The 23,393-nt window shown below is 72.3% G+C and carries 22 protein-coding genes and 1 tRNA gene; 16 read left to right on the forward strand and 7 right to left on the reverse strand.

Going from position 1 to position 23,393, the window contains the following annotated elements:
* Nucleotides 1-2: 2 nt before the first annotated feature.
* Nucleotides 3-1,820 (reverse strand): helix-turn-helix domain-containing protein, encoded by a 1,818-nt coding sequence (locus DQ239_RS07545; protein WP_113833815.1) that lies wholly within the window; start codon nt 1,818-1,820, stop codon nt 3-5.
* A gap of 205 nt (nt 1,821-2,025) precedes the next feature.
* On the opposite strand from DQ239_RS07545, the gene DQ239_RS07550 reads away from it, so the two are divergent.
* The 11 genes from DQ239_RS07550 to DQ239_RS07600 all read left to right on the forward strand — a co-directional run bounded on the left by DQ239_RS07550 (nt 2,026) and on the right by DQ239_RS07600 (nt 13,242).
* Nucleotides 2,026-2,274 carry a hypothetical protein gene (locus tag DQ239_RS07550; protein ID WP_113833816.1) on the forward strand — a complete coding sequence of 83 codons (249 nt, stop codon included), beginning with the start codon at nt 2,026-2,028 and terminating at the stop codon, nt 2,272-2,274.
* A 90-nt stretch (nt 2,275-2,364) separates the two neighbouring features.
* Nucleotides 2,365-4,014, forward strand: a complete 1,650-nt coding sequence (locus DQ239_RS07555) for a methane monooxygenase (RefSeq protein ID WP_113833817.1) — start codon at nt 2,365-2,367, stop codon at nt 4,012-4,014.
* Nucleotides 4,015-4,094: 80 nt separating this feature from the next.
* Nucleotides 4,095-5,141 (forward strand): 2Fe-2S iron-sulfur cluster binding domain-containing protein, encoded by a 1,047-nt coding sequence (locus DQ239_RS07560; RefSeq protein WP_113833818.1) that lies wholly within the window; start codon nt 4,095-4,097, stop codon nt 5,139-5,141.
* Between the two features lie 59 nt (nt 5,142-5,200).
* The gene (locus tag DQ239_RS07565; protein WP_113833819.1) at nt 5,201-6,370 is read left to right on the forward strand and encodes a toluene hydroxylase; all 1,170 of its coding nucleotides are present in this window, start codon (nt 5,201-5,203) and stop codon (nt 6,368-6,370) included.
* Entirely contained in the window at nt 6,367-6,738 is a 372-nt protein-coding gene (mimD, locus tag DQ239_RS07570) for a propane 2-monooxygenase effector subunit MimD (RefSeq protein WP_113833820.1), read from the forward strand. Before DQ239_RS07565 ends, mimD begins: the two co-directional genes overlap by 4 nt.
* Before the next feature lie 42 nt (nt 6,739-6,780).
* Nucleotides 6,781-7,839: an amidohydrolase family protein gene (locus DQ239_RS07575; RefSeq protein WP_113833821.1), complete on the forward strand. Its 1,059-nt coding sequence runs from the start codon at nt 6,781-6,783 to the stop codon at nt 7,837-7,839.
* Nucleotides 7,836-8,564, forward strand: coding sequence for an iron-sulfur cluster assembly protein (locus DQ239_RS07580; RefSeq protein ID WP_113833822.1), 729 nt, complete (start codon nt 7,836-7,838; stop codon nt 8,562-8,564). Before DQ239_RS07575 ends, DQ239_RS07580 begins: the two co-directional genes overlap by 4 nt.
* Nucleotides 8,561-9,586: an NAD(P)-dependent alcohol dehydrogenase gene (locus DQ239_RS07585; RefSeq protein WP_113833823.1), complete on the forward strand. Its 1,026-nt coding sequence runs from the start codon at nt 8,561-8,563 to the stop codon at nt 9,584-9,586. The genes DQ239_RS07580 and DQ239_RS07585 overlap by 4 nt, the downstream gene beginning before the upstream one ends.
* 43 nt (nt 9,587-9,629) lie before the next feature.
* A complete protein-coding gene (gene groL, locus DQ239_RS07590) occupies nt 9,630-11,321 on the forward strand; it encodes a chaperonin GroEL (protein WP_113833824.1) in 1,692 nt (563 codons plus the stop codon).
* Between the two features lie 7 nt (nt 11,322-11,328).
* Complete coding sequence (locus tag DQ239_RS07595; protein WP_113833825.1) at nt 11,329-12,594, forward strand: Nramp family divalent metal transporter; 1,266 nt, start codon at nt 11,329-11,331, stop codon at nt 12,592-12,594.
* A 39-nt stretch (nt 12,595-12,633) separates the two neighbouring features.
* On the forward strand, nt 12,634-13,242 hold the full coding sequence (locus tag DQ239_RS07600; protein WP_113833826.1) for a hypothetical protein: 609 nt from the start codon (nt 12,634-12,636) through the stop codon (nt 13,240-13,242).
* Nucleotides 13,243-13,340: 98 nt separating this feature from the next.
* Here DQ239_RS07600 and nadC read toward each other — a convergent pair whose 3' ends face one another.
* The 3 genes from nadC to nadA are packed head-to-tail and all read right to left on the reverse strand — an operon-like array spanning nt 13,341 to nt 16,898.
* Entirely contained in the window at nt 13,341-14,222 is an 882-nt protein-coding gene (gene nadC, locus DQ239_RS07605; RefSeq protein ID WP_199582756.1) for a carboxylating nicotinate-nucleotide diphosphorylase, read from the reverse strand.
* Nucleotides 14,219-15,871 carry an L-aspartate oxidase gene (locus DQ239_RS07610; RefSeq protein WP_233488887.1) on the reverse strand — a complete coding sequence of 551 codons (1,653 nt, stop codon included), beginning with the start codon at nt 15,869-15,871 and terminating at the stop codon, nt 14,219-14,221. Before DQ239_RS07610 ends, nadC begins: the two co-directional genes overlap by 4 nt.
* A gap of 13 nt (nt 15,872-15,884) precedes the next feature.
* Complete coding sequence (nadA, locus tag DQ239_RS07615) at nt 15,885-16,898, reverse strand: quinolinate synthase NadA (RefSeq protein WP_113833829.1); 1,014 nt, start codon at nt 16,896-16,898, stop codon at nt 15,885-15,887.
* Between the two features lie 71 nt (nt 16,899-16,969).
* Between nadA and DQ239_RS07620 the strand changes: the two genes are divergently transcribed.
* Complete coding sequence (locus tag DQ239_RS07620) at nt 16,970-17,698, forward strand: NUDIX domain-containing protein (protein WP_113833830.1); 729 nt, start codon at nt 16,970-16,972, stop codon at nt 17,696-17,698.
* Nucleotides 17,699-17,819: 121 nt separating this feature from the next.
* Nucleotides 17,820-17,975, forward strand: a complete 156-nt coding sequence (locus DQ239_RS20595; RefSeq protein WP_199582758.1) for a DUF6131 family protein — start codon at nt 17,820-17,822, stop codon at nt 17,973-17,975.
* Nucleotides 17,976-18,086: 111 nt separating this feature from the next.
* On the opposite strand, the gene DQ239_RS21270 is transcribed toward DQ239_RS20595, so the two are convergent.
* A complete protein-coding gene (locus DQ239_RS21270) occupies nt 18,087-19,394 on the reverse strand; it encodes a lytic murein transglycosylase (protein WP_147252034.1) in 1,308 nt (435 codons plus the stop codon).
* Between the two features lie 109 nt (nt 19,395-19,503).
* Nucleotides 19,504-19,579 (reverse strand) — tRNA-Arg (locus DQ239_RS07630).
* Between the two features lie 188 nt (nt 19,580-19,767).
* On the opposite strand from DQ239_RS07630, the gene DQ239_RS07635 reads away from it, so the two are divergent.
* The 3 genes from DQ239_RS07635 (at nt 19,768) to DQ239_RS07645 (ending at nt 22,915) form a co-directional block, all read left to right on the forward strand.
* Nucleotides 19,768-20,310 (forward strand): single-stranded DNA-binding protein, encoded by a 543-nt coding sequence (locus DQ239_RS07635; protein ID WP_113833832.1) that lies wholly within the window; start codon nt 19,768-19,770, stop codon nt 20,308-20,310.
* A gap of 103 nt (nt 20,311-20,413) precedes the next feature.
* Nucleotides 20,414-22,084: an energy-dependent translational throttle protein EttA gene (ettA, locus tag DQ239_RS07640; protein WP_113833833.1), complete on the forward strand. Its 1,671-nt coding sequence runs from the start codon at nt 20,414-20,416 to the stop codon at nt 22,082-22,084.
* A 75-nt stretch (nt 22,085-22,159) separates the two neighbouring features.
* On the forward strand, nt 22,160-22,915 hold the full coding sequence (locus DQ239_RS07645) for a maleylpyruvate isomerase family mycothiol-dependent enzyme (protein WP_233488888.1): 756 nt from the start codon (nt 22,160-22,162) through the stop codon (nt 22,913-22,915).
* Nucleotides 22,916-22,919: 4 nt separating this feature from the next.
* Here the strand turns inward: DQ239_RS07645 and DQ239_RS07650 are convergent, their stop codons facing one another.
* Nucleotides 22,920-23,351: a protein-tyrosine phosphatase family protein gene (locus DQ239_RS07650; protein WP_113833834.1), complete on the reverse strand. Its 432-nt coding sequence runs from the start codon at nt 23,349-23,351 to the stop codon at nt 22,920-22,922.
* Nucleotides 23,352-23,393: the final 42 nt, after the last annotated feature.

Raw genomic sequence — 23,393 nt, forward strand, 5'->3', positions numbered from 1 at the left:
GCTCAGGTCGGGGTGATGATCCCGAACTCGTGGATCTTGCGGTAGATCGTCGCCCGGGACATGCCGAGCGAGCGGGCCGCCTGCACCTTGTTGCCGTTGGTGTCGGCGAGGCTCCGCACGATCGCGTCGCGTTCCATGGACTCCAGTGCGGAGAGCACGCGGCGGCTGGTCGAGTGCAGGCCCGGGGGCAGGTCGCGTGCCTCGATCGAGCCGCTGCGCCGGTGCTGGACCACCTGGTGCAGGAGCGTCTGCAGCTCCTGCACGTTCCCCGGCCAGGAGTGCCGCATGAGCAGCCGCATGGCCTCGGGGGAGCAGGACAGCTGCTGCCCGGGCGAACCGACCTTGGAGAGGAAGAAGCGGACCAGGGTCGCGAGGTCGTCCAGCCGGAGCCGCAACGGAGGGACCGGCACCGAGGTCGGGAAGTAGGACAGCAGGGGGGCCAGCTGCACCCGGTCCGCCCCGGGCCGCACGGTCACCGCAACCTGGGGACGATCGGCCTCCGGTGCCCGGCGCGCCTCCTGCAGGGCGGCCGTCACCGACCGGACCTCGCCCGCGTCCAGCGCGTCCAGGTGCGCGATGACCACCATCGCGTCGCCGACCAGCGACTGCCGGAGCGTCGCCGTCCACGTCGGGTCGACGCGGGCGTGCTCGGCGTCGAGCACGGTGTGCCGCCCCGGGAGCCGCCGTCGCAGCTGCACCGCGCGCAGCAGCGCCGACTTGCCCACGCCCGGCTCGCCCTGGAGCGCGAGCCACGTCCCCGTGGTCGCGGCGGCCTCCACCTCGCGGCACGCGCGCTGCCAGGACGGCGCCGCACCGACCAGCCCGGGCAGCAGCATCCGGCCGGGAGACGCGGACCGCCCGGGGGAGCCGGACGCCCGCTTGCCGATCTTGACGTGGACCACCAGGCCGGCCAGCTCGGAGTCGGCGTCGACCTGCTGGCAGTACATCCGGGCCGGCGCACCGGTCGGCAGCTGGATCTCGACCGAGCGCCGACGGCCCGCGGGCAGGGTCCCGCCGGTCTCGACGGCCTGGGCGAGCAGGGCCGCCTGGTCGGAGGGCTGCAGCTCGGCGCGTGCGTGGTCGTTCATCGTCACGGCGTCCGGCGAGACCGCGAACACGATGCCGCTGGTCCGCCGGCAGGTCTGCCGGTAGGCCTGGAGCACGGCGAACTCCCGCATCTCCGAGTGCACGAGCAGTGCGTGCTGGATCTGGTCGGCCGTGTTCTTCGCCAGTGTCAGCAGCAGGGTCTCGGCGTCCCTGCGCCAGCAGGTCAGGTCGACCAGCCCGACCAGCCGGCCGGAGATCGGGTCGTGGATGGGGGCCCCGGCGCAGGCCAGGTCCTCCAGGTTCTCGGCGTAGTGCTCGTGCCCGAAGACCTGCGTCGCCGAGCCGGCCTCGAGCGCGGTCCCGATGCCGTTGGTGCCGACGAACTGCTCGGCGTAGTTGAACCCGGGGGCGAGCAGGACGCCGTCCAGGTGCCGTTCCAGTCCGGAATCGCCGGTGCGCCGGCTGAGCACCAGCCCCGTGGGGTCGGTGAGCACGATGCTGATCGGCTGGCCGGACATCTGCTCGTGCAGCCGGTGCAGGATCTGGTCGGCACTGCGGGAGAGCGGGGTGTCCAGATCGGGATCCCGCTCGTAGGGGAGCTCGATCCGGTCCGCGGCGACCTTCAGCGACCGCGAGCGGCGCCACGAGGCGAGGATCGGCGGCCGCACCTCCGGCGGCCGGGGCTCCTCGGCGGTGAGGAAGCGGATCCTGGTGTCCGCCAGGCCGTGCGCATCCGGCTGGACGTCGTCGTCGGCGCCACGGGCTCGGGTCATGGCGCCTCGCCTTCGTCGCGCCGTGCTCTCGACAGTTCGAAGGATCGGCGGCGGGGTGCGGACCGCCGACGACCGGAAGCGCCGCCAGCCTAGAGGCGGAAGGCCCGGAGAGGGGGCGGCGTCCGGCCGCTGTCTCATAGTGAGATCGCCACGGCGTCCGCCCGGGGGATAGACCGGCGGGAGGGCATCCCGGAGGGGGGCGACCGTGGACGACGCCGGGCAGGCCGAGACCTACAACCCGTGGACGATCGTGAACCTCGTCTTCGGCCATCTGGCCGAGCAGGGGCTGCACCCCGTCCTCGGTGACGGCGGTGATCCGGGCGTCCCGGCGCGCGCGCTGCTGACCGCGCTGGGGATCCAGCCCTCCGCCGAGGGCAACCGTGCGGTCCGGCAGCAGGTGCACGAGCGCCTGGCCGAGATCCGCACCGCCTTCGACGACGACGACGACGACTGAGCCCTCGACTGTCTCGTAGTGAGACGTGCGCTCCAGCCCTCCGGGAGTGGGATCACGGAGGACCGACGAGCCGACTCGAGGAGAGTTTCGATGAGCCGTCAGAGCGTGGCCAAAGCCCACGAGAAGATCCAGGAGCTGGCGTGGGACCCCCTGTACCACTCGCCGGTGTCCCAGTACGGAACCGACTACACCTTCCAGAAGGCGAAGAAGAAGGACCCGCTCAAGCAGGTGCTGCGGTCCTACTTCCCGATGCAGGAGGAGAAGGACAACCGCGTCTACGGGGCGTCCGACGGGGCCATCCGCGGCAACATGTTCCGCCAGGTCCAGCCGCGCTGGCTCGAGTGGCAGAAGCTCTTCCTGAGCATCATCCCGCTGCCGGAGATCTCCGCCGCCCGCGCGATGCCGTTGCTGTTCAACACGGTCCCGAACCCGGAGCTGCACAACGGCCAGGCGATCCAGATGATCGACGAGGTCCGGCACTCGACGATCCAGCAGAACCTCAAGCGCCTGTACATGAACAACTACATCGACCCGGCCGGCTTCAACAGCAGTCTGCGCAACTTCCAGAACGACTACTGCGGCACCATCGGCCGGCAGTTCGCCGAGGGCTTCATCACCGGTGACGCCATCACCGCGGCGAGCATCTACCTCACGATCGTCGCCGAGACCGCGTTCACCAACACGCTGTTCGTCGCGATGCCGGCCGAGGCGGCCGCCAACGGCGACTACCTGCTCCCCACCGTCTTCCACTCGGTCCAGTCCGACGAGTCGCGGCACATCAGCAACGGCTACGCCACCCTGCTGATGGCGCTCTCGGACGAGGGCAACCACCAGCTGCTCGAGCGCGACCTGCGCTACGCGTGGTGGAACAACCACCGCGTCGTCGACGCCGCGATCGGCACCTTCATCGAGTACGGCACGAAGGACCGCCGCAAGGACCGCGAGAGCTACGCCGAGATGTGGCGCCGGTGGATCTACGACGACTACTACCGCAGCTACCTCGTCCCGCTGGAGAAGTACGGCCTGGTCATCCCGCACGACCTCATCGAGGAGTCCTGGAACCAGATCTGGAACGAGGGCTACGTGCACGAGGTGGCGCAGTTCTTCGCCACCGGCTGGCTGGCCAACTACTGGCGCATCGACCCGATGACCGACGAGGACTTCGAGTGGTTCGAGCACAAGTACCCGGGCTGGTACAGCAAGTACGGCGCCTGGTGGGAGAACTACGCCCGGCTGTCGGTGGCGAACGGGCACAACCCGATCGCCCTCGAGGACGTCGACTACGTCTACCCGGCGCGCTGCTGGACCTGCATGGTGCCCTGCCTGGTCCGTGAGGACATGGTCATGGCCGAGGTCGACGGGCAGATGCGGACCTACTGCCACGAGGCGTGCCGCTGGACCGACACGGTCGCGTTCCGGCCGACCTACCAGGGGCGCGAGACGCCCAACATGGGTCAGCTCATCGGCAAGCGGGAGTGGGAGACGCTGTACCACGGCTGGAACTGGGCCGACGTCGTCTCCGACATGGGGTACGTCCGCGACGACGGCAAGACGCTGGTCGCCCAGCCGCATCTGGACCTCGATCCCAAGAAGATGTGGACGCTGGACCACCTGCGCCGCTGCCCGCCGCTGCAGAGCCCGAACGTGCTGCTCAACGAGATGACCCCGGAGCAGCAGGCGGCCTTCCACGCCGACTACGTGCGGCAGGGACCCGCCGGACGGCCGGCGCCCGCGGCCTGATCGACCGGTTCCGGACGGAGGTCCGACGTGCCCGTCGGGCCTCCGTCCTGCCGTCCCCCGACGCAGTGCGGAAGGGAGCCATGAGCGACAGCAGACATGTCGTGCGGTTCGAGCCGGTCGGCATCGAGATCGAGGTCGACGAGACGCAGACCGTGCTGCGCGCGGCGGCCGAGCAGGGGCTGATGCTCATGCACGGCTGCAAGGAGGGCCAGTGCGCGGCCTGCAAGTCCTTCGTCCTCGACGGCGACGACATCGAGCTGGAGCGCTACTCCACCTTCGCGCTGCCCGACTTCGAGCGCGAGGAGGGCTTCACCCTCCTGTGCCGGGCGCACGTCTACGAGGACGTGCGGATCGAGCTGCTCAACTACGACGAGGAGATGATCCGTTCCGGCCTGCCCATCCAGCACGCCGTGGCCCAGGTGACGTCGAAGGAACCCGTCACCCACGACATGCGGCACCTCGTCCTCCAGCTGGTGGAGCCGGAGACGGTGGCGTACTTCCCCGGGCAGTACTTCGACATCACCGTCCCGGGGACCGAGGAGAGCCGGTCGTTCTCCGTCGCCTGCACCCCGACCGCCGGCGGCGGCCGGCTCGAGTTCGTCATCCGGGTCTATCCCGACGGGTTGTTCTCCACCTTCCTCGACCGCGAGCTCGCGGTGGGGGACCGGCTCCAGGTGGTCGGCCCGTTCGGGGTCTTCACCCTGCGCGAGGGCCGGGAGTCCGACCTGGTGTTCGTCGGTGGGGGTGCCGGGATGGCGCCCATCCTCTCGGTCCTCCGGTCGCTCGCCGAGCGGGGGAGCACCCGCACGGCGACCTACTACTACGGCGCCCGGCGCAAACGGGACCTGTGCTTCGAGAAGGAGCTCCGCGCCCTGGAGGAGGCGCTGCCGAACTTCCGGTTCGTGCCGGCGCTCTCCGAGCCGGACGCCGACGACGGCCCGTGGGACGGCGAGGTCGGCCTGATCACCGACGTGGTGAAGGCGCACGAGACCGACCTGTCCGAAGCCGACTGCTACGTCTGCGGTCCGCCCCCGATGGTCGAGGCGGCGATGGAGGTGCTGGCCGCCCTCGGCGCCCCTGACAAGCGCATCTACTACGACAAGTTCACGACCACCGGCACGCCCTGACCCACGAGCGCGGGCCCGTCCTGACCCAGCCCCGGACAGAACCAGAGGGAGATCCGACGATGACCACCACCGCGGAGCGCAGTGCCCCCCACCCCGCCTTCACCGACGCCGAGGCCGGGGCGCAGGAGTTCCCCGATTCCAACGCCCGCCGGTACAACTACTTCACGCCGGCCAAGCGGCGGCAGTCGCACTACGAGGACGTCACCGTCGAGGTGCAGCCCGACCCGCGGCACTACCTGAGCCAGGGCTGGCTGTACGGGTTCTCCGACGGGCGGGGCGGCTACCCGCTGGAGTGGACCGAGCTCAAGGCCTGGGGCAGTGACCGCCCCGTGCCCGAGCGCTTCCCCGGTTCGGGCGGCAAGGGCTACGACTGGCCGGCCCACGGCTGGCACGAGTTCCGCGACCCCAACGAGGAGTGGGAGCTCACCTTCTACCGGTACAACAGCAACGTCGTCCGGCAGATCAACCAGAACGTCGAGACCGCCCGCGAGACCAAGGCGTTCGAGCAGTGGACCCCGAACTGGGTCACCTTCGTCGAGCGCAACGTCGGCGCCTGGATGCACGTCGAGCACGGCCTGGGGCTGTACGTCTTCGCGAACGCGCAGCGCCGCGCACCGACCAACATGCACAACAACGCGATCTCGGTGAACAGCATGCACCGCATCCGGTTCGCCCAGGACCTGGCGCTCTACAACCTCACGCTCAGCGAGGAGATCGAGGGCTTCGACGGCACCGCCCACGTGGCCACCTGGAACTCCGACCCGGCCTGGCAGGGCGTGCGCGAGGTGGCCGAGGCGATGACCACCATCGACGACTGGGCCGAGGCGGTCTTCGTCGCCAACGTCGTCTTCGAACCCCTCGTCGGCGAGCTGTTCCGCAGCCACCTCGTGCAGCAGGCCGCGCCCGGCAACGGCGACTTCGTGACGCCGACCGTCGTCGGCGCCGGTGAGCACGACTACGCCGAGCGGGACCTGCGCTACACGCGGGCGATGTTCGAGCTGCTCACCGACGACCGGGAGTTCGCCGACCACAACGTGGCCGTCCTGGACCGGTGGCTCTCCGAGTGGACGCCCCGGTGCATCACCGCGGCCCGGAAGCTGCAGCCGCTGTGGTCCCAGCCCGACGCCAAGCCGCCGCGGTTCGAGGACGGACTCGACCGGGCCAAGAACCGCTTCGCCGGAATCCTGTCCGACCTCCGCCTGCAGACCCCCAAGGAGCTGACCCAGTGAGCGTCTTCACGACCGCCGAGAGCCCGTTCAAGTCCGACAGCACGTCGTCGAACAAGTGCGGCGTCACGCTGATGAACAACCAGGTCGGCAAGGTCATCGCCGAGGTCATGGCGACGAAGCCGGGCGTCACGATCCTGCCGCTGCCGTCGATGATCCGGGTGGACGCGATCCACCGGATGGACTTCGACTACGCCGAGCTCTCCGAGGCCTTGGGCGAGGAGGAGGGCTTCTTCGACGCCGCCGCGCTCGAGGAGAACATGTCGACCCACTACGGCCGCATGATCCACGAGGACGACCGGACGATCATGTTCGCCAATCCCGAGGACGCCGCCGCCTACCTCGGATTCGACCTCACCGCGTCCCGCTGAACCCGGCGCGTTCCCGCCTTCTCAAGAATCGGAGGAGCACACGTGTACGAGAAGAATGGTGAGAAGTACTTCGTCGTCGACAGCCACATGCACTACTGGGACGCGAGCCCGGCGAACTGGGTGGCCGGCCACGAGAACTACGCCAAGGGCTGGATCGAGTGCTTCCACGCCTACCAGGGGCTGGGACCGCCGGAGACGCACTGGACGCTCGAGCACTTCCAGAAGTACTCCGAGGCCGACCTGATGAAGGACGTCTTCGAGGACGGCTACGTCGACGTCGCGGTCTTCCAGCCGACGTACCTCAAGGAGTGGTACGCCGAGGGCTTCAACACCACCGAGCGCAACGGGGAGCTGGCCCTCAAGCACCCGGGCAAGTTCATCGTCAACACCCGCTTCGACCCCCGCGACGGGGACGCCGGCCTCCGCGAGCTCGAGGAGAACGTGGCGCGCTGGGGCTCCCGCGGCCTGAAGCTCTACACCGCGGAGTGGAAGGACGACTCCCGCGGCTGGACGCTCAAGGACCCGGAGGCCTACCGCTACCTGGAGAAGGCGCAGGAGCTCGGGATCAAGAACGTCCACGTGCACAAGGGGCCGACGATCTGGCCGCTGGACAAGGACGCCTTCGACGTGTCCGACGTCGACCACGCGGCGACCGACTTCCCGGAGCTCAACTTCATCGTCGAGCACGTGGGCCTGCCGCGGATCGAGGACTTCTGCTTCATGGCGACGCAGGAGCCCAACGTCTACGCGGGCCTGTCGGTGGTCATCGGCGGCCTCATGCACGCCCGGCCGAAGTTCTTCGCCAAGGTGATGGGGGAGCTGCTCTTCTGGGTCGGCGAGGACAAGATGACCTTCGGGAGCGACTACGGCATCTGGGAGCCGAAGTGGCAGATCGAGGGCTTCGTCGACTGGGACTACCCGAGTGACGAGTTCTCCGACTACCCGCGGGTCACCACGGCCACCAAGAAGAAGATCCTCGGGCTGAACGCCGCGAAGCTCTACGACATCGAGGTGCCGGCGGAGCTGCAGCTGCCGCCCGAGGCGGGGATCCCGGCGGCCCGGGACGAGGCGCAGCTGGTGGACGACAAGGCCGGGGTGTGACGGCCGGGACGCGGACCGGGGCCGAGGTCGGCGAGGTGCTCGCCGCCCTCGGCTCCGTGCGGGACCCGGAGCTGGACGAGCCGGTCACGACGCTGGGGTTCGTCTCCTCCTGCACCGTCTCCTCCGACGGCGTGGCACACGTGCGGCTCCGGCTGCCGACGTACTTCTGCGCGCCGAACTTCGCCTTCCTGATGGTCGCCGACGCCCAGGACGCGGTCATCGCCGTGGACGGCGTCACCGGGGCCGACGTCGTGCTGGAGGACCACTTCGCCTCCGACGCGATCAACTCCGGGGTCGCCGCGCGCGCGGGCTTCGTCGCCTCCTTCGACGGGCTGGCCGAGCGCGAGCTGGGGGAGCTGCGCGCCGACTTCGTCCGCAAGGCGGTGATGGCCGGGACCGACCGGGTGTGCCGGCCGCTGCTGGCCGGCGGGCGGCGGCCGGAGGAGCTGGCGGCGCTCACCCTCGGGGACGTGCCGGCGTCCCCGGAGCGGGAGCGACTGCGGCAGCGCCGGGCCGAGCTGGGACTGCCCTCCGGTCTCGCCGACCCGTTGCTCGTCGACCCGACGACGGGCGAGGCGGTGGGGGTGGACGCGCTCCCGCTGCACCTCGGGCGCGCCCGGCTGACCCGCGTGGGCGCCGACGCCAACAGCAGCATGTGCCGCGGCATGCTGCGCGAGCGCTATGCCACCCGCGGTCAGGGCCAGACCGACGAGGAGCAGTCATGAGAGCGGTACGCCTGCACGGCTACCACCAGAAGCCGGTCATCGACGAGGTCCCCGAGCCGACGATCACCGGTCCGCTGGACGTGATCGTGCGGATCGGCGGCGCCGGCGTGTGCCGCACCGACCTGCACATCATCGAGGGCCAGTGGGACGCCGCGATGGATCCCGGTCTGCCGTACACGATCGGGCACGAGAACGCCGGCTGGGTGGAGGAGGTCGGGGCCGGCGTCACCAACGTCGCCGTCGGCGACACGGTGATCCTGCATCCCACGCCCACCTGCGGGCTGTGCCGCGCCTGCCGGGCGGGGCAGGACATGCACTGCAGCAACAGCCGCTTCCCGGGGCTGGACAGCGACGGCGGGATGGCCGACTACCTGCTGACGTCGGCGCGGGCGTGCGTGAAGCTCGACCCGTCGACCCGGCCGGAGGACGTCGCCGCGCTCGCCGATGCCGGCATCACCGCCTACCACGCGGTGCGCAAGGCGGTGCCGCTCCTGTACCCGGGCACCACCTGCGTCGTCATCGGCGCCGGCGGGCTCGGGCACATCGGCATCCAGTGCCTGGCCGCGCTCACCGCGACCCGCATCGTGGTGGTCGACCGCAACCCCGAGGCGCTGAAGCTGGCCGAGTCGCTCGGGGCGCACGCGACGGTGGTGGCCGACGGCGAGCAGGTGGCCGCCGTCCAGGCCCTCACCGACGGCGCCGGGGCCGACGTCGTCCTGGACTTCGTGGCGGAGCAGGGCGCGGAGAACGACGGCTTCGCGATGACCCGTCCGGGCGGCTCGTACTACGTGATCGGCTACGGCGGAACCCTCACCGTGCCGACGCTGGACATCATCTCCACCGAGCGCAACATCGTCGGCAACATCGTCGGCACCTACAACGAGCTGGCCGAGCTCATGGTGCTGGCCCAGGCCGGCAGGGTCACCCTGCACACCCGCACGTACCCGCTGGACGACGCGGTGCAGGCGCTGGACGACCTCGATGCGGGGCTCGTGCGCGGCCGGGCGATCCTCGTCCCCTGACCCCCTCCCGAACCCCGGAACTCTGAGACACAGGAGTAACGCAATGGCCAAGGAACTGCGGTTCGGGGCGGACGCCCGGACCCTGCTGCTGTCAGGGGTCGACCAGCTCGCCGACGCCGTCAAGTCCACGCTGGGCCCCAAGGGGCGCAACGTGATCCTGGAGAAGATCACCGGGTCGCCGGTGGTCACCAACGACGGCGTGACCATCGCCCGCGAGATCCACCTGGGCAACCAGTTCGAGAACATGGGCGCCCAGCTGGTCAAGGAAGCCGCGATCAAGACCAACGACATCGTCGGGGACGGCACCACGACCGCGACCGTCATCGCCCAGGCGATCATCCGCGAGGGCATGATCGCGATCGGCTCGGGCGGGAACCCCGTCCTGGTCAAGCGCGGGGTCGACCTCGCCGTCAGCCGGCTGGTCGCCCACCTGCACGGCGTCGCCCACCCGGTGGAGTCCGAGGCCGACTACGCGCGGGTGGCCGCGATCTCGGCGAACGACGACGACCGGGTCGGCGCCGTCCTCGCCAAGGCGCTGCACACCGTCGGCGACGCCGGGATCGTCACCGTCGAGGAGGCGGCCGAGCACGGGCTGAGCGTCGACTTCGTCGAGGGGTTCGAGTACGACAACGGCTACGTGTCGCCGTACCTGGTGACCCACCCGGCCAGCCTGGAGGCCGTCCTCGACGACCCCTACATCGTGCTGTGCGCGGAGAAGATCACCAAGGTCCAGGAGCTGATGCCGCTGCTGGACAAGGTGATGCGCGACCCGCGGCCGCTGCTGATCATCGCCGAGACCGTGGAGGGCTCGGCGCTGAGCATGCTGGTGCACAACCACGTCAACGGGGTCATTCAGTGCGTGGCCACCAAGGCGCCCGGCTTCGGCGACCGCCGGCTGCGCAAGCTGGAGGACATCGCCGCCATCACCGGCGGGACGGTGATCAGCAGGCACTCCGGTGCGAGCCTGCAGACGGTGACCCTCGACCAGCTCGGCCGCGCCCGGCAGGTGCAGGTCACCGCGGACCGGACGGCGATCATCGGCGGCGCTGGCTCGAGCGACGCGGTGGAGTTCCGGGTGGCGCAGCTGCGCGCGGAGCTGCAGCGGGCCACCTTCGGGATCGACGAGGACGTGCTCAGCGAACGGATCGGCGCCCTCACCGGGAAGGTCGCCGTGATCAAGGTCGGCGCCCCCACCAATGCCGAGCTGACCGAGCTGCAGCACCGCGTCGAGGACGCCCTGTCCGCCACCCGGGCCGCGATGGCCGAGGGCATCGTCGCCGGCGGAGGGGCCGCACTGGTGCACGCGGCGTCCGCGCTCGAGGACATCGACGTCGGCAAGGACTACGCGGTGGGCGTGGACATCGTGCGCCGGGCGCTCAGCGAGCCCACCTACCTGATCGCCGCCAACGCCGGGTACGCCGGCCACGAGGTGGTCGAGCGGGTCGCCGGCATGGGGGTCGACGACGGCTTCGACGCCCTCGAGGGCCGGTTCGGCAACATGCTGGAGATGGGCATCGTCGACCCGCTGCGGGTGTGCCGCTCGGCCCTGGAGAACGGTGCATCGGTGGCCGGGCTGCTGCTCACCACGAACACGCTCATCGCGGAGGAGCAGACGCCCTGGGGTGGCAGCCGGGCCCTGATGACCGAGTTCGGCCAGCTCGACGAGGGCCTGCACCAGCCGTCGCCGGACTCCAGCACGCCGCAGTCGCTGGGCCTCGGCCCGTCGGTCGGCTGAACCGTCCGTGGTCGCCGAGGCGCCCACCACGGCGGCACCCGCCTTCGGTGCGCTGCGGCGCCGAGGGCGGGTGCCGGGAGCGTTCTTCATCGGCGGTCCGGCGTTCGTCGCCGCCGTCGCCTACATCGACCCGGGCAACTTCGCCACCAACTTCGCCGCGGGAGCGGAGTACGGCTACGCCCTGGTGTGGGTGGTCGTCGGCGCCAACCTCATGGCGATGCTGGTGCAGTACCAGTCGGCGAAGCTCGGGGTGGCGACCGGCCGGGACCTGCCCGAGCTGTGCCGGGACCGCTACTCCCGACCGGTGTCGCGGACGCTGTGGGTGCAGGCCGAGATCGTGGCCATGGCGACCGACATCGCCGAGTTCGTGGGCGCGGCGATCGGGCTGTACCTGGTGTTCGGCATCCCGCTGTTCCCCGCCGGGCTGATCACCGCGGTGGTGGCCTTCGCGATCCTGGCGCTCGAGCAGCGGGGCCACCGGAAGTTCGAGCTCGTGATCGTGGGGCTGCTCGGCCTGGTGCTCCTCGGCTTCGCCTACGACCTGGCCACGGTGGGGGCGAGCCCGGCGGAGTTCGCGGCCGGCCTGGTCCCGCAGTTGCCCGACTCGGGGGCGGTGATGCTCGCCGCGGGCATCATCGGCGCCACCGTGATGCCGCACGTCGTGTACCTGCACTCGGCGCTGACCAAGAACCGGGTCAGCTGCGCGGACGACGGGGAGCGCCGCTCGCTGCTCAAGGTCTACCGGGTCGACGTGGTGGTCGCGCTCGGCACGGCCGGGCTCATCAACGTCACCATGATGGTGGTCGCGGCGTCGGTGTTCCACAGCGTCGGCGGCGGCGGGGCCGACTCGATCGAATCGGCCCACGACGGGCTGCTCCGGCTCGCCGGCGGTGGTGCGGCGATCGCCTTCGCCGTCGCCCTGCTCGCGTCGGGCCTGTCGTCGGCGAGCGTCGGCACCTACGCCGGCCAGGTGGTCATGCAGGGGTTCATCCAGCGGCGCATCCCGCTGTTCGCCCGCCGGGCGGTGACGATGGTGCCGGCGCTCACGGTGCTCGCGCTCGGGCTGCCGGTGACCACCACGCTCGTGGTCTCCCAGGTCGTCCTGTCCTTCGGCATCCCCTTCGCGCTCGTGCCGCTGCTGCTGCTCGGCCGGCGGGTCGACGTCATGGGTGGCCTGGTCAACCGGCGTCGGACGACGGTCCTGATGTCGACGGTGGCCGGCGTGATCATCGCTCTCAACGTGTACCTGCTCTGGGACACGTTCCTCCGCTGACCGACCGACCCCCGTCCACGTCCTGAGGAGTCGACGCACATGCCCGAGACCCCGAGCGCACCGACCTCGATCCGGCGCCTGGACACCAAGGACGCCACCCGCCTGGCCCGGCTGGTGATGGCCTACGACGGGATGCAGACGGTCCTCGGCAGCTGCGAGCGCCTCATGACGCTGCTGGGGGAGGAGGGGGAGACCTCCGACGAGGTGGCGGTGGAGGCGCTCTGGACGCTGGTGCTGCTGTCCTACGCCCGCGCCTTCACCGACGGCGACGGCGGGCCGGCCCTGGGCACCCGGGATCTCGCCGGCGCGGAGGAGGACGGCGAGGACGTCCGGCGCTGGCACCAGCTGATGCTGCACCTGCGCGACCACCACGCGGACTCCAGCGGGAGCCCGCGGGAGAGCTACACGGTCGGGATCGCCCAGGACGCGTCGTCGGGCTCGGTCAACGGGGTGGCGGTGACCTCGGTCCGGACGCCGCTGGTGGACCCGGCGGCGGTCCGGCGCGCGGGCGCCATGGCGTTCCGGCTGTGCGGGGTGCTCGACGAGCGGATCGGCCGGCTGCAGCAGGACATCGTCGCGGACGTGCGCGACATGTCCCGCGAGAAGCTGGAGCGCCTCGACCTGGTGGAGGTGGCGCCCGCGCCCTGACCCAAGCACCCGCTCTGCGGGCGTTCTTCGTGCTCTGCGGGTTCTGCAGGACCCACAGAGCACGAGAAACCCTCCCGAAGCGGCGTCGCCCGGCCGGCTCAGCGCAGGTCGAAGCCCAGGTCGAGCACCGCCGCGCTGTGGGTGAGCGCCCCGACGGCCAGATAGTCGACGCCGGTGGCCGCGACCTCGGCCGCCCGCGCGAGGTCGAGCCCGCCGCTGGCCTCCAGCCGCACCCCCGTGCCGCGCACCAGGTCGACCGCGGTGCGGGTGTCGGCGAGGGAGAAGTTGTCCAGCAGCACGAGCTGCACCCCGGCGTCGACGGCCTCGCGCACCTGGTCGAGGGTGTCGCACTCGACCTCGAGCGGGACGTCCGGCGATGTCGTCCGCACCGCCACGACCGCCGCCGTGATGCCGCCGGCGGCGGCGACGTGGTTGTCCTTGACGAGGGCGGCGTCGCCCAGCCCCATGCGGTGGTTGACCCCGCCGCCGCAGCGCACCGCGTACTTCTCCAGCGCCCGCAGCCCGGGCGTGGTCTTGCGGGTGTCGCGCACGGCCGCCCCGGTGCCCGCGATCGCGTCGGCCCACTGCCGGGTGAGCGACGCGACGCCCGAGAGGTGGCAGACCAGGTTCAGGGCGGTCCGTTCGGCGGTGAGCAGGGAGCGCGTGGGCCCGGTGACGGTGAGGACGGGCAGCCCGGGCTCGGTCGCCGCGCCGTCGGCCTCGTGCACCAGGATCTCCACGGCCGCACCACCGACCAGGTCGAAGGCGGCGGCGGCCACGTGCACCCCGGCCAGGACGCCGACGCGGCGCGGCGTCACGTCACCGGTGGCGACGGCGTCGGCGGGCACGGTGGAGTCCGTCGTGACGTCCGGGCCGAACGCGAGGTCCTCGTCCAGGGCGCTGCGCAGCACCCGCTCCACGGCGGCGGGGTCGAGCCCGTCGGCCTGCAGCGCCGCGGCGAGCTCGGGGCGCAGGCTCATGCGACCACCAGCTCCGGGGCGCCGGCCAGCACCGGCACGGTGCGGGTGCGGACGTGGCCGGTGCGGTTGAGCCGGTGCACCAGCCGCACCTGCCATTCCGGGCGGGGCTGAGGGGCGTCGAGGCGCCGGTGGCAGCCGCGGCTCTCGGTGCGGGCGAGCGCGGCCGAGGCCAGCAGGGTCGCCACGGTGTGCAGCGCCGTGACCTCCACCGCCGCGACGTCCAGCGGCGCGTTGCTCCGGTCGACGGCGGCGAGGGCCCGCGCCAGCTCCGTGAGGCCCTCGGCGTCGCGGAGGACGCCGGCGTGCCGGGTGGTGGCCGCGGTGATCGCGGCGCGGGCCGCCGGCGCGATCGCCTCGCCGCCGGACGCCGGTGCCACGACGTCGGCCGGCGCCGGCAGCTCCGCGGCCAGCACCCCGGCGCAGCGGCGGGCGGCGACGAGGCCCTCGGTGATCGAGTTGGACGCCAGCCGGTTCGCGCCCTGGACGCCGGTGCACGCGACCTCGCCGACGGCGTGGAGCCCCGGCACCGAGGTGCGCCCGTCGAGGTCGGCCAGCACCCCGCCGCACACGTAGTGGGCCGCGGGCACGACCGGCACCGGCTCGTGCGCGAGGTCCAGCCCGGCGTCGCGGCAGGACCGGACGATGCCGGGGAAGCGCCGCTCCAGGAAGTCCGCGCCGAGGTGCCGCGCGTCGAGGAGGACGTGGTCGGCGCCGGTCGCCCGCAGGTGCGCGGCGATGGTGGCCGAGACGATGTCGCGCGGCGCGAGGTCCTCCAGTGGGTGGGCGCCGGCCATGATCCGGGCGCCGTCGGCGTCGACCAGCACGGCGCCCTCGCCCCGCACCGCCTCGGACACCAGCGGCTGCTGACCCCGGGCGCCGGAACCTGTCCACAGCGCCGTCGGGTGGAACTGCACCAGCTCGACGTCGGCGACCTCCGCGCCGGCGCGCAGCGCGAGGGCCAGCCCGTCGCCGGTGGCCCCGGCCGGGTTGGTGGTGGCGGTGAACACCTGGCCGAAGCCCCCGGTGGCCAGCACGACGGCGCGGGCACGCAGATCGGTGACGTCGCGCAGCGCACCGCCGTCGCCGATCCGCGCGGTGCGCAGGCCGCCGACCCGGCCGTCCGCGGTGAGCAGCGCGTCGAGGGCGACGGTGTGCTCGAGCACCGCGATGCCCCGGGCCCGCAGCGCCGCGGCGAGCGTCCGGGTGACCTCCGCACCGCTGGCGTCGCCGCCGGCGTGCACGATCCGGTCGCGGCTGTGCCCGCCCTCGCGGGTGAGCGCGGGCCGGCCCCCGGCGTCCAGGTCGAGGCGGGCACCGAGCCCCTGCAGCTGCGCGATCGCCTCCGGTGCCTCGGCGACGAGGGTGCGGACGGCCGGCTCGTCGCAGAGCCCGGCGCCGGCGACCAGGGTGTCCCGCACGTGCAGCTCGGCGTCGTCGTCGGCACCGAGGACGGCGGCCAGGCCCCCCTGGGCCCACGGTGTGCTGCCCGCGCCCAGCCGGCCCTTGGTGACGACGGTGACCGTGCGCCCCGCCTCGGCCAGCGCGACGGCGGTCATCAGCCCGGCGGCCCCGCTGCCCACGACGACGACCTCGGTGACCTGCTCCCGTTCCGCGGCGGGGAGGGGCAGGGCGGCGACGACGGTGGGCACGAGGGTGCGCACCTCACTCACCGACCGGCGACGGCGTGCCGATGGCGACCATGGCCTCGACGGCGGCGCGGGCGCGGGCGGCGACCTGCGGGTCGACGGTGACCTCGTCGCGGCCCTCGCGCAGGGCGCGCAGCAGCTTCTCCGGCGTCGACATCTTCATGTAGGGGCAGGCGGCGCGGGAGTTGACCGGCTCGAACGCCGTCGTCGGGTTGGCCTGCCGCAGCTGGTGCAGCATGCCGATCTCGGTGGCGACCAGCACCCGCTTCGCCGTCGTCCGCCGGGCCTCGTCGAGCATGCCGCCGGTGGAGAGGATGTGCACCCGCTCGCTGGGCAGCTGACCGTCGGACACCATCCAGAGCGCGCTGGTGGCGCAGCCGCACTCGGGGTGCACGAGCAGCTCGGCGTCGGGCGCGGCCTCGACGCTGGCCCGCAGGTCGGTGGGGGAGATGCCGGCGTGCACGTGGCACTCGCCCATCCAGATGCGCATGTTCGCACGTCCCGTGACCCGCTGGACGTGCGCGCCGAGGAATTGGTCGGGGAGGAAGAGGACCTCCCGGTCGGCCGGGATCGACTCGACCACCTCGACGGCGTTGGACGAGGTGCAGCAGATGTCGGTCTCGCCCTTCACCTCGGCGGAGGTGTTGACGTAGGAGACGACGACGGCGCCGGGGTGCTCGGCCTTCCAGGCGCGCAGCTGGTCGGCGGTGATGGTGTCGGCCAGCGAGCAGCCGGCGTTCGCGTCCGGGACCAGGACCGTCTTCTCCGGAGCCAGGATCTTCGCCGTCTCGGCCATGAAGTGGACGCCGGCGAAGAGGATCGTGCCGGCGTCGCTCGCGGCCGCGAGGCGGGACAGCGCGAGGGAGTCGCCCACGTGGTCGGCGACGTCCTGGATCTCGGGCGCCTGGTAGTTGTGCGCCAGGATGACGACGTCCTTCTCGCGGGCGAGCCGGCGCACCTCGTCGCGCCAGGCCTGCCACTCGGCGGGGGTCCAGCCGGCTGCGGTGGGGGCGGGGAGCGTCGCGGTCACGGGGACCTCCAGGCGAGTGGGTTTCTGACTATCAGGCGAAAACCTCGTGGGAAGACCCTAGCATTCCCGGCATGGTTTCGGTCTGGTCGTCGCCGGATCGCCCGGCCTATCCGCACCAGGCGCTGGCCGTGGTGCTGCAGGTCCGGGAGCGGCGGCTGCACGCCATGCTCTGGCAGCGCCCCAACGAGCCGTTCGCCGGCGCCTGGGCGCTGCCCGGTGGTCCGCTGCGGCCCGACGAGACCCTCGGTGCCTCGGTCGCCCGCCAGCTGGCCGCGAAGGTGGAGGTCTCGCACCTGGGTCACCTCGAGCAGCTGGAGACCCGCAGCGATCCCGGCCGCGATCCCCGCGGGCGGACGGTGGCCACCGCCTACCTGGGGCTCGTGACCACCCACGTCGACCCCGCGTTGCCCGACGACACCGCCTGGCATCCCGTCGACGCCCTGCCGCCGACCGCCTTCGACCACGGCTCGATCGTCGGTTCGGCGCTGGCCCGGCTGCGGTCGAAGCTCTCGTACACCAACGTCGGGTTCGCGCTGGCGCCGCCGGAGTTCACCGTCGCGGAGCTGCGCGAGCTCTACGTGGCCGCGCTGGGCTACGACGTCACCGCCACCAACCTGCAGCGGGTGCTCCTGCGCCGGGGCGTGCTGGAGCCGACGGGGGAGCAGGCGCCGCCCGGACGGGCCGGTGGCCGGCCGGCCGCGCTCTACCGGTTCGTGACGCCGGAACTGTCGGTGACCGACCCCTTCGCGGTGTTCCGCCCACCGGCGCGACGGGGACGCGACGACGAGGCAGAGGCCTGATCCCGGGGCCGGGGTGGCGTGGGGACCAGCCCGAACGGGTGATCATCGGCGGGTCGTGGTGTCGATTCCGCTCCGCTGGCTACCGTCCGCCCACCTGTTCTAGACCCGGACGGAGAGACGCATGCTCATCCTCGGACTGATCCTGCTCCTGCTCGGCTTCTTCCTCGACATCTCCATCCTCTGGACGATCGGGATCATCCTGCTCGTCGTGGGTGCGGTCCTCTACGTGCTCGGTGCCACCGGGCGCGCGGTCGGAGGACGAAAAGTCTGGTACTGACCGGCCGGTGACCGGCGCTCCCCAGGGGGCGCCGCACCGCCCGGCACGCAGATGCGACGAGCCCCAGACCGCCTGACGCGGTCGGGGGCTCGTCGTCGTCCTAGGGCTGGGTCACGTGCCCGCCGGGCAGGCCGGGAGGTCGGGCAGCAGCGCCTGCCCCAGGGGCCCCAGGCGGGTGCAGGTCTCGCCCGGGATGAGCTCGACCGTGGGCGCCGGTCCGGGTGCCGGGGGCTGCGGGGCTGCCGGGAGCGGGAGGCTGGGCAGCGGGGCCGGCAGCGCGGGCGCCGGAGCGGCGGCCTGCGGCGGAACCGGGTCGGGTGCCGGCTCAGGGGCGGGCGCCGGCGCGGGGTCGGGGGCGGGGGCCGGAGCCGGCGGCGCGCTGGCACCGCCGTCGTCCGCCGGTGCGTCGTTCCCGCTCTCCGGTGCCGGAGCCGGTGCCGGGGCCGGCGCCGGGGCCGCCGGGGCGCTGCTGCCGACCAGCACCGTGTCGCCGGACGCGCCGGTGCTGTCGTCCACCCCGAGGGCCGGCCCGGGTGCCGCCGGGTTGCGGAAGTCGCTTGACGGCGCGGGCACGGGGCTGCTGGTGTCGCCGAGCAGCGGCAGGGAGTCGACCGGGATGCCGGACGCGTAGGAGCGGGCCAGCGCCAGCACCTGGGCCACGTACTCGTCGGAGTGGTTGTAGGCGAACACGGCCCGGCGCTGTCCGGCCTCGGAGCGGAGGTCGCCGCCCGCGGTGCACAGGTAGTTGGCGGCGCCCAGCGCGGCGTCGTCGATGTCGAACGGGTCGGTCATGCCGTTCCCGTCGGCGTCCACGGCGTAGGAGCGCCAGGTGGTCGGGATGAACTGCATGGGGCCGACTGCGCGGTCGTATTGGGAGTCGTGGTCGAAGGCGCCGTCGTCGGAGTCCGCGATGAAGGCGAACTTGACGCCGTTGAGCGCCGGGCCGCGGATCTCGGGGCTCGAGGTGCCGTCGGCGTTGAGGACGGCGCCGGCGAAGCGGCCGTGGTTGGACTCGACCCGGCCGATGGCGGCCAGCAGCGACCAGTCGATGCCGCACCCGGGGTCGGAGGCGTTCATCCGGCTCGCGGCCACGCGGTAGGCGTTGAGCGCGACGTTCGGGATGCCGTTGTCCGCGAGGCCGGTGATCACCGCGGGCGTGGCCGGTTGCGGCTGGGCGACCGAGACCGGCAGCGCGGGCAGGACGACGGCGCCGTCGGGTGCGCCCCGCGAGAGGGCGTTCGCGTCCTGCCGCTCGGTGCTGGTGGCGGCGTCGACCTCCTCCAGCTCGTCGTCGCCGCCGGTGGAGGCGTTCACCCCGCTCACCAGCCCGGCGCACCCGATGACCACCGCGGCCACCAGCACGGCCCGGTGCTTGTTGCGTGCCCCGCCCCCCGGCTGCTGCGAGTCTGCTCCCCGCACGCGCATGAGCTTCCGCACCTCGTCACTCCTGTGGCGTCGTCGTACCCGTCCCCGTGGCAGGGCGCGGATACCCGTGACGCGTGGTCCTAATCACACGGGCCTCAGGAGTTGGCGCGCCCGGCAGGATTCGAACCTGCGACCGTCGGATTAGAAGTCCGGTGCTCTATCCGCTGAGCTACGGGCGCTCGGGGGCCGATCATCGCATCGCCGGGACGCGGCGGGCGCCGGGTGCGGGCCCGGCGTCGTCCACAGGGGTGGCGCGGGTCCACAGATCCTCCGGAGGGGCACCGTCCTGCCTCGTCGCGCCGCAGGGTCGGAGCACGCCGGCACCGCGCCGGTCGCGCCCTCCGGCGCAGCACCTCCGAGGAGCACCGTGAACGACACCACCGTCACCGTCGTCGGCAACGTCGTCGACTCACCCCGACGCGTCAGCCTGGAGAACGGCGCCGTCACCAACTTCCGCATGGCCTCGACCGCCCGGCGCTACGACAGCGCCACCCAGCAGTACGTCGACTCCGGCACCCTCTGGGTCGACGTCGAGTGCTGGGGCTCGCTGAGCGGCAACGTCGCGGCCAGCATCAGCAAGGGCGACCCGGTCATCGTGCAGGGTGCGCTGACCACGCACAGCTGGGAGTCCGAGAGCGGCCCGCGCAGCAAGCCGCGCATCCGCGCCTTCGCCGTCGGGCCCAACCTGTCGCGCGGCACGGCCGACTTCAAGCGGGACAGGTCCGGCCGCACCGCGGAGAACGTCGACCGGACGACGGGGGAGATCACCCCGCAGGCCGGGGAGCCGCAGGACGACCCGTTCACCAGCGCGTCGGCCGAACCGCGGCCCGGCCGGGACTACGACGGGGACGGCGCGGCGTTGGAAGGGATGGACGCCGCCGAGTCCTCCCTGGTGCCCGCGCACGCATAGCGGTTGCCCGGGCTGGGAGGATCGGGGGTGAGAACGCAAGGGGGCCGGGCCGGGGACGCCGGCCCGCCCCCGCACGCGACACGACGGAAGGCTCCGAAGCCCAGTGGCTCAGTACATCTACACGATGGTCCGCGCGCGCAAGGCGCACGGCGACAAGGTGATCCTCGACAACGTCACCCTGTCGTTCCTGCCCGGCGCGAAGATCGGCGTCGTCGGCCCGAACGGCGCCGGCAAGTCGACGGTCCTGCAGATCATGGCCGGCATGCAGCAGCCCTCCAACGGCGAGGCGACGCTCGCGCCCGAGGCCACGGTCGGCATCCTGCTGCAGGAGCCCCCGCTCAACGAGGCCCTCGACGTGCGCGGCAACGTCGAGGAGGCGGTCAAGCCGCTGCGCGACGCCCTGACCCGCTTCGAGGAGGTCAGCGCGGCGATGGGGGAGCCCGACGCGGACTTCGACGCGCTCCTCGCCGAGCAGGGCGAGCTCATGGAGATCATCGAGAACCAGGACGGCTGGGAGCTCGACGCCCGCATCGAGCAGGCCATGGACGCGCTGCGCTGCCCGCCGGGGGACGCCGACGTCACGGTCCTCTCCGGTGGTGAGCGCCGCCGCGTCGCGCTGTGCAAGCTGCTGCTCGAGGCGCCGGACCTGCTGCTGCTCGACGAGCCCACCAACCACCTGGACGCCGAGAGCGTCGCGTGGCTGGAGCAGCACCTGGAGAAGTACGCCGGCACCGTCGTCGCCGTCACCCACGACCGGTACTTCCTGGACAACGTCGCCCAGTGGATCCTCGAGCTCGACCGCGGCCGGGCCTACCCCTACGAGGGCAACTACTCCACCTACCTGGAGACCAAGGCCGCCCGCCTGCAGGTCGAGGGGGCCAAGGACGCCAAGCGCGCCAAGCGGCTCAAGGAGGAGCTCGAGTGGGTGCGCTCGGGTGCGAAGGCCCGCCAGGCCAAGAGCAAGGCGCGGCTGGCCCGCTACGAGGAGATGGCCGCGGAGGCGGACAAGTTCCGCAAGCTGGACTTCGAGGAGATCCAGATCCCGCCGGGCCCGCGGCTGGGCAGCGTCGTCGTCGAGACGAACAAGCTGACCAAGGGCTTCGGCGACCGCGTCCTCATCGACGGACTGTCCTTCAACCTCCCGCGCAACGGCATCGTGGGCGTCGTCGGCCCCAACGGGGTCGGCAAGACCACGCTGTTCAAGATGCTGGTCGGCGAGGAGAAGCCCGACGACGGCGATATCAAGGTCGGCGAGACGGTCAAGCTCTCCTACGTCGAGCAGACCCGCAGCGGCATCGACCCCAAGAAGACCCTGTGGGAGGTCGTCTCCGACGGTCTCGACCACATCAAGGTCGGTAACGTCGAGATGCCGTCGCGGGCCTACATCGCGGCCTTCGGGTTCAAGGGCCCGGACCAGCAGAAGCCCGCTGGCGTGCTGTCCGGTGGTGAGCGGAACCGTCTCAACCTCGCCCTGACCCTCAAGCAGGGCGGCAACCTGCTGCTGCTCGACGAGCCGACCAACGACCTCGACACCGAGACGCTGACCAGCCTGGAGAGCGCGCTTCTCGAGTTCCCCGGCTGCGCCGTCGTGGTCAGCCACGACCGGTGGTTCCTCGACCGGGTGGCCACCCACATCCTCGCCTACGAGGGCGACTCGAAGTGGTTCTGGTTCGAGGGCAACTTCGCCGACTACGAGAAGAACAAGGTCGAGCGGCTCGGCCAGGAGGCCACCCGGCCGCACCGGGCGACCTACCGCAAGCTCACCCGCGACTGAAGAAGGACCCCCTCGCCCCCCACCGCTCGCGAGCTCGCGGTGGGCCCCTGCGAGGGGGCCGTTCCAGGACGTCACGTGCCGGCCCGGAGCATCCGCTCCGGGCCGGCCGTCGGCGTCCGGGGGTCGCGGAGCCTGGTGTGGCCGCGGCCGTCCTCCTACGCTGCGGCCACCTCGTCGCGCGCCGCGCGACCTCGGCGGTCGGCGGTGGGCATGGGCGTGATGGAACTGGCGCGGACGGAGCGGGAAGACCTGCGCGACCTGCTCAGCGGACTGAGTCCGGAGCAGTGGCGCGCCCCCTCCCTCTGTGCCAGTTGGTCGGTCAGGGACGTCGTGGCGCACATGCTCAGCTACGAGGAACTGGGCGCCCGGCAGCTGGCGGAACGGTTCCTCCGCGGACGGCTGAGCGTCGACCGCGTCAACGACATCACGCTTCGGGAGAACGCCTCCCGGACGCCCGAGCAGCTCATCCAGCTCCTTGACGCGCACCTCGACCCCACGGGGCTGACCGCCGGGATGGGCGGAGCCATAGCGCTGACCGACGGGATGATCCACCAGCAGGACATCCGCCGGCCGCTCGGGCTGACTCGCACCATCCCCGCGGAGCGCCTGGTGCCCGCCCTGCGCACCGCCTTGTTCGCCCCCACCCTCCTGGGCGTGATTCGGGTGCGCGACGTCCGGCTGGTCGCCACCGACATCGACTGGGCATTCGGCCGGGGGCCGGAACTCCGGGGGACGGGTGAGGCGATCCTGATGACCGTGGCGGGCCGGCGAGCGGCCGTCGACGACCTGTCCGGTCCCGGGCACGCACGCGTGGCGCAGCGGCTGGGCTGAGCTCTCAACCGTTCCCGAAGCGGAGCACGAACCGGCGCTGCCAGCGCGTCTCGACCGCCCCCGGCCGGTAGTGGCGGCGCACGAAGGCCACGGCGTCCTCGGCGGGGACGCCGTCCAGCACGGCCAGGCAGGCCAGCGCGGTACCGGTGCGGCCGGTGCCCCCACCGCAGGCGACCTCGACCCGCTCGCCGCCCGCCCGCTCCCAAGCCTCCTCCAGCACCCGTCGCAGCTCGAGATCGTCGGCGGGCAGTCCGAAGTCGCGCCAGCGCACCCACCGCTGCTCCCAGGGCCATGCCGCGGGCCGGCGCCCCAGCAGGTAGACGCCGAACTCCGGGAGCGGCTCCGGCGGCGCGCTGCGCAGCCCGCGGCCCAGCACCCGGCGCCCCGAGGGGAGACAGAGGACACCCCGCAGCTCGGCAGGCCAGGGGGCGCCCATCGGCTCACCGTAGGACCCGGGGCGTGGTCCGTGCGAGCGGAT

This window comes from Blastococcus sp. TF02-09 (genome assembly GCF_003319105.1).
GTDB lineage: Bacteria > Actinomycetota > Actinomycetes > Mycobacteriales > Geodermatophilaceae > Blastococcus.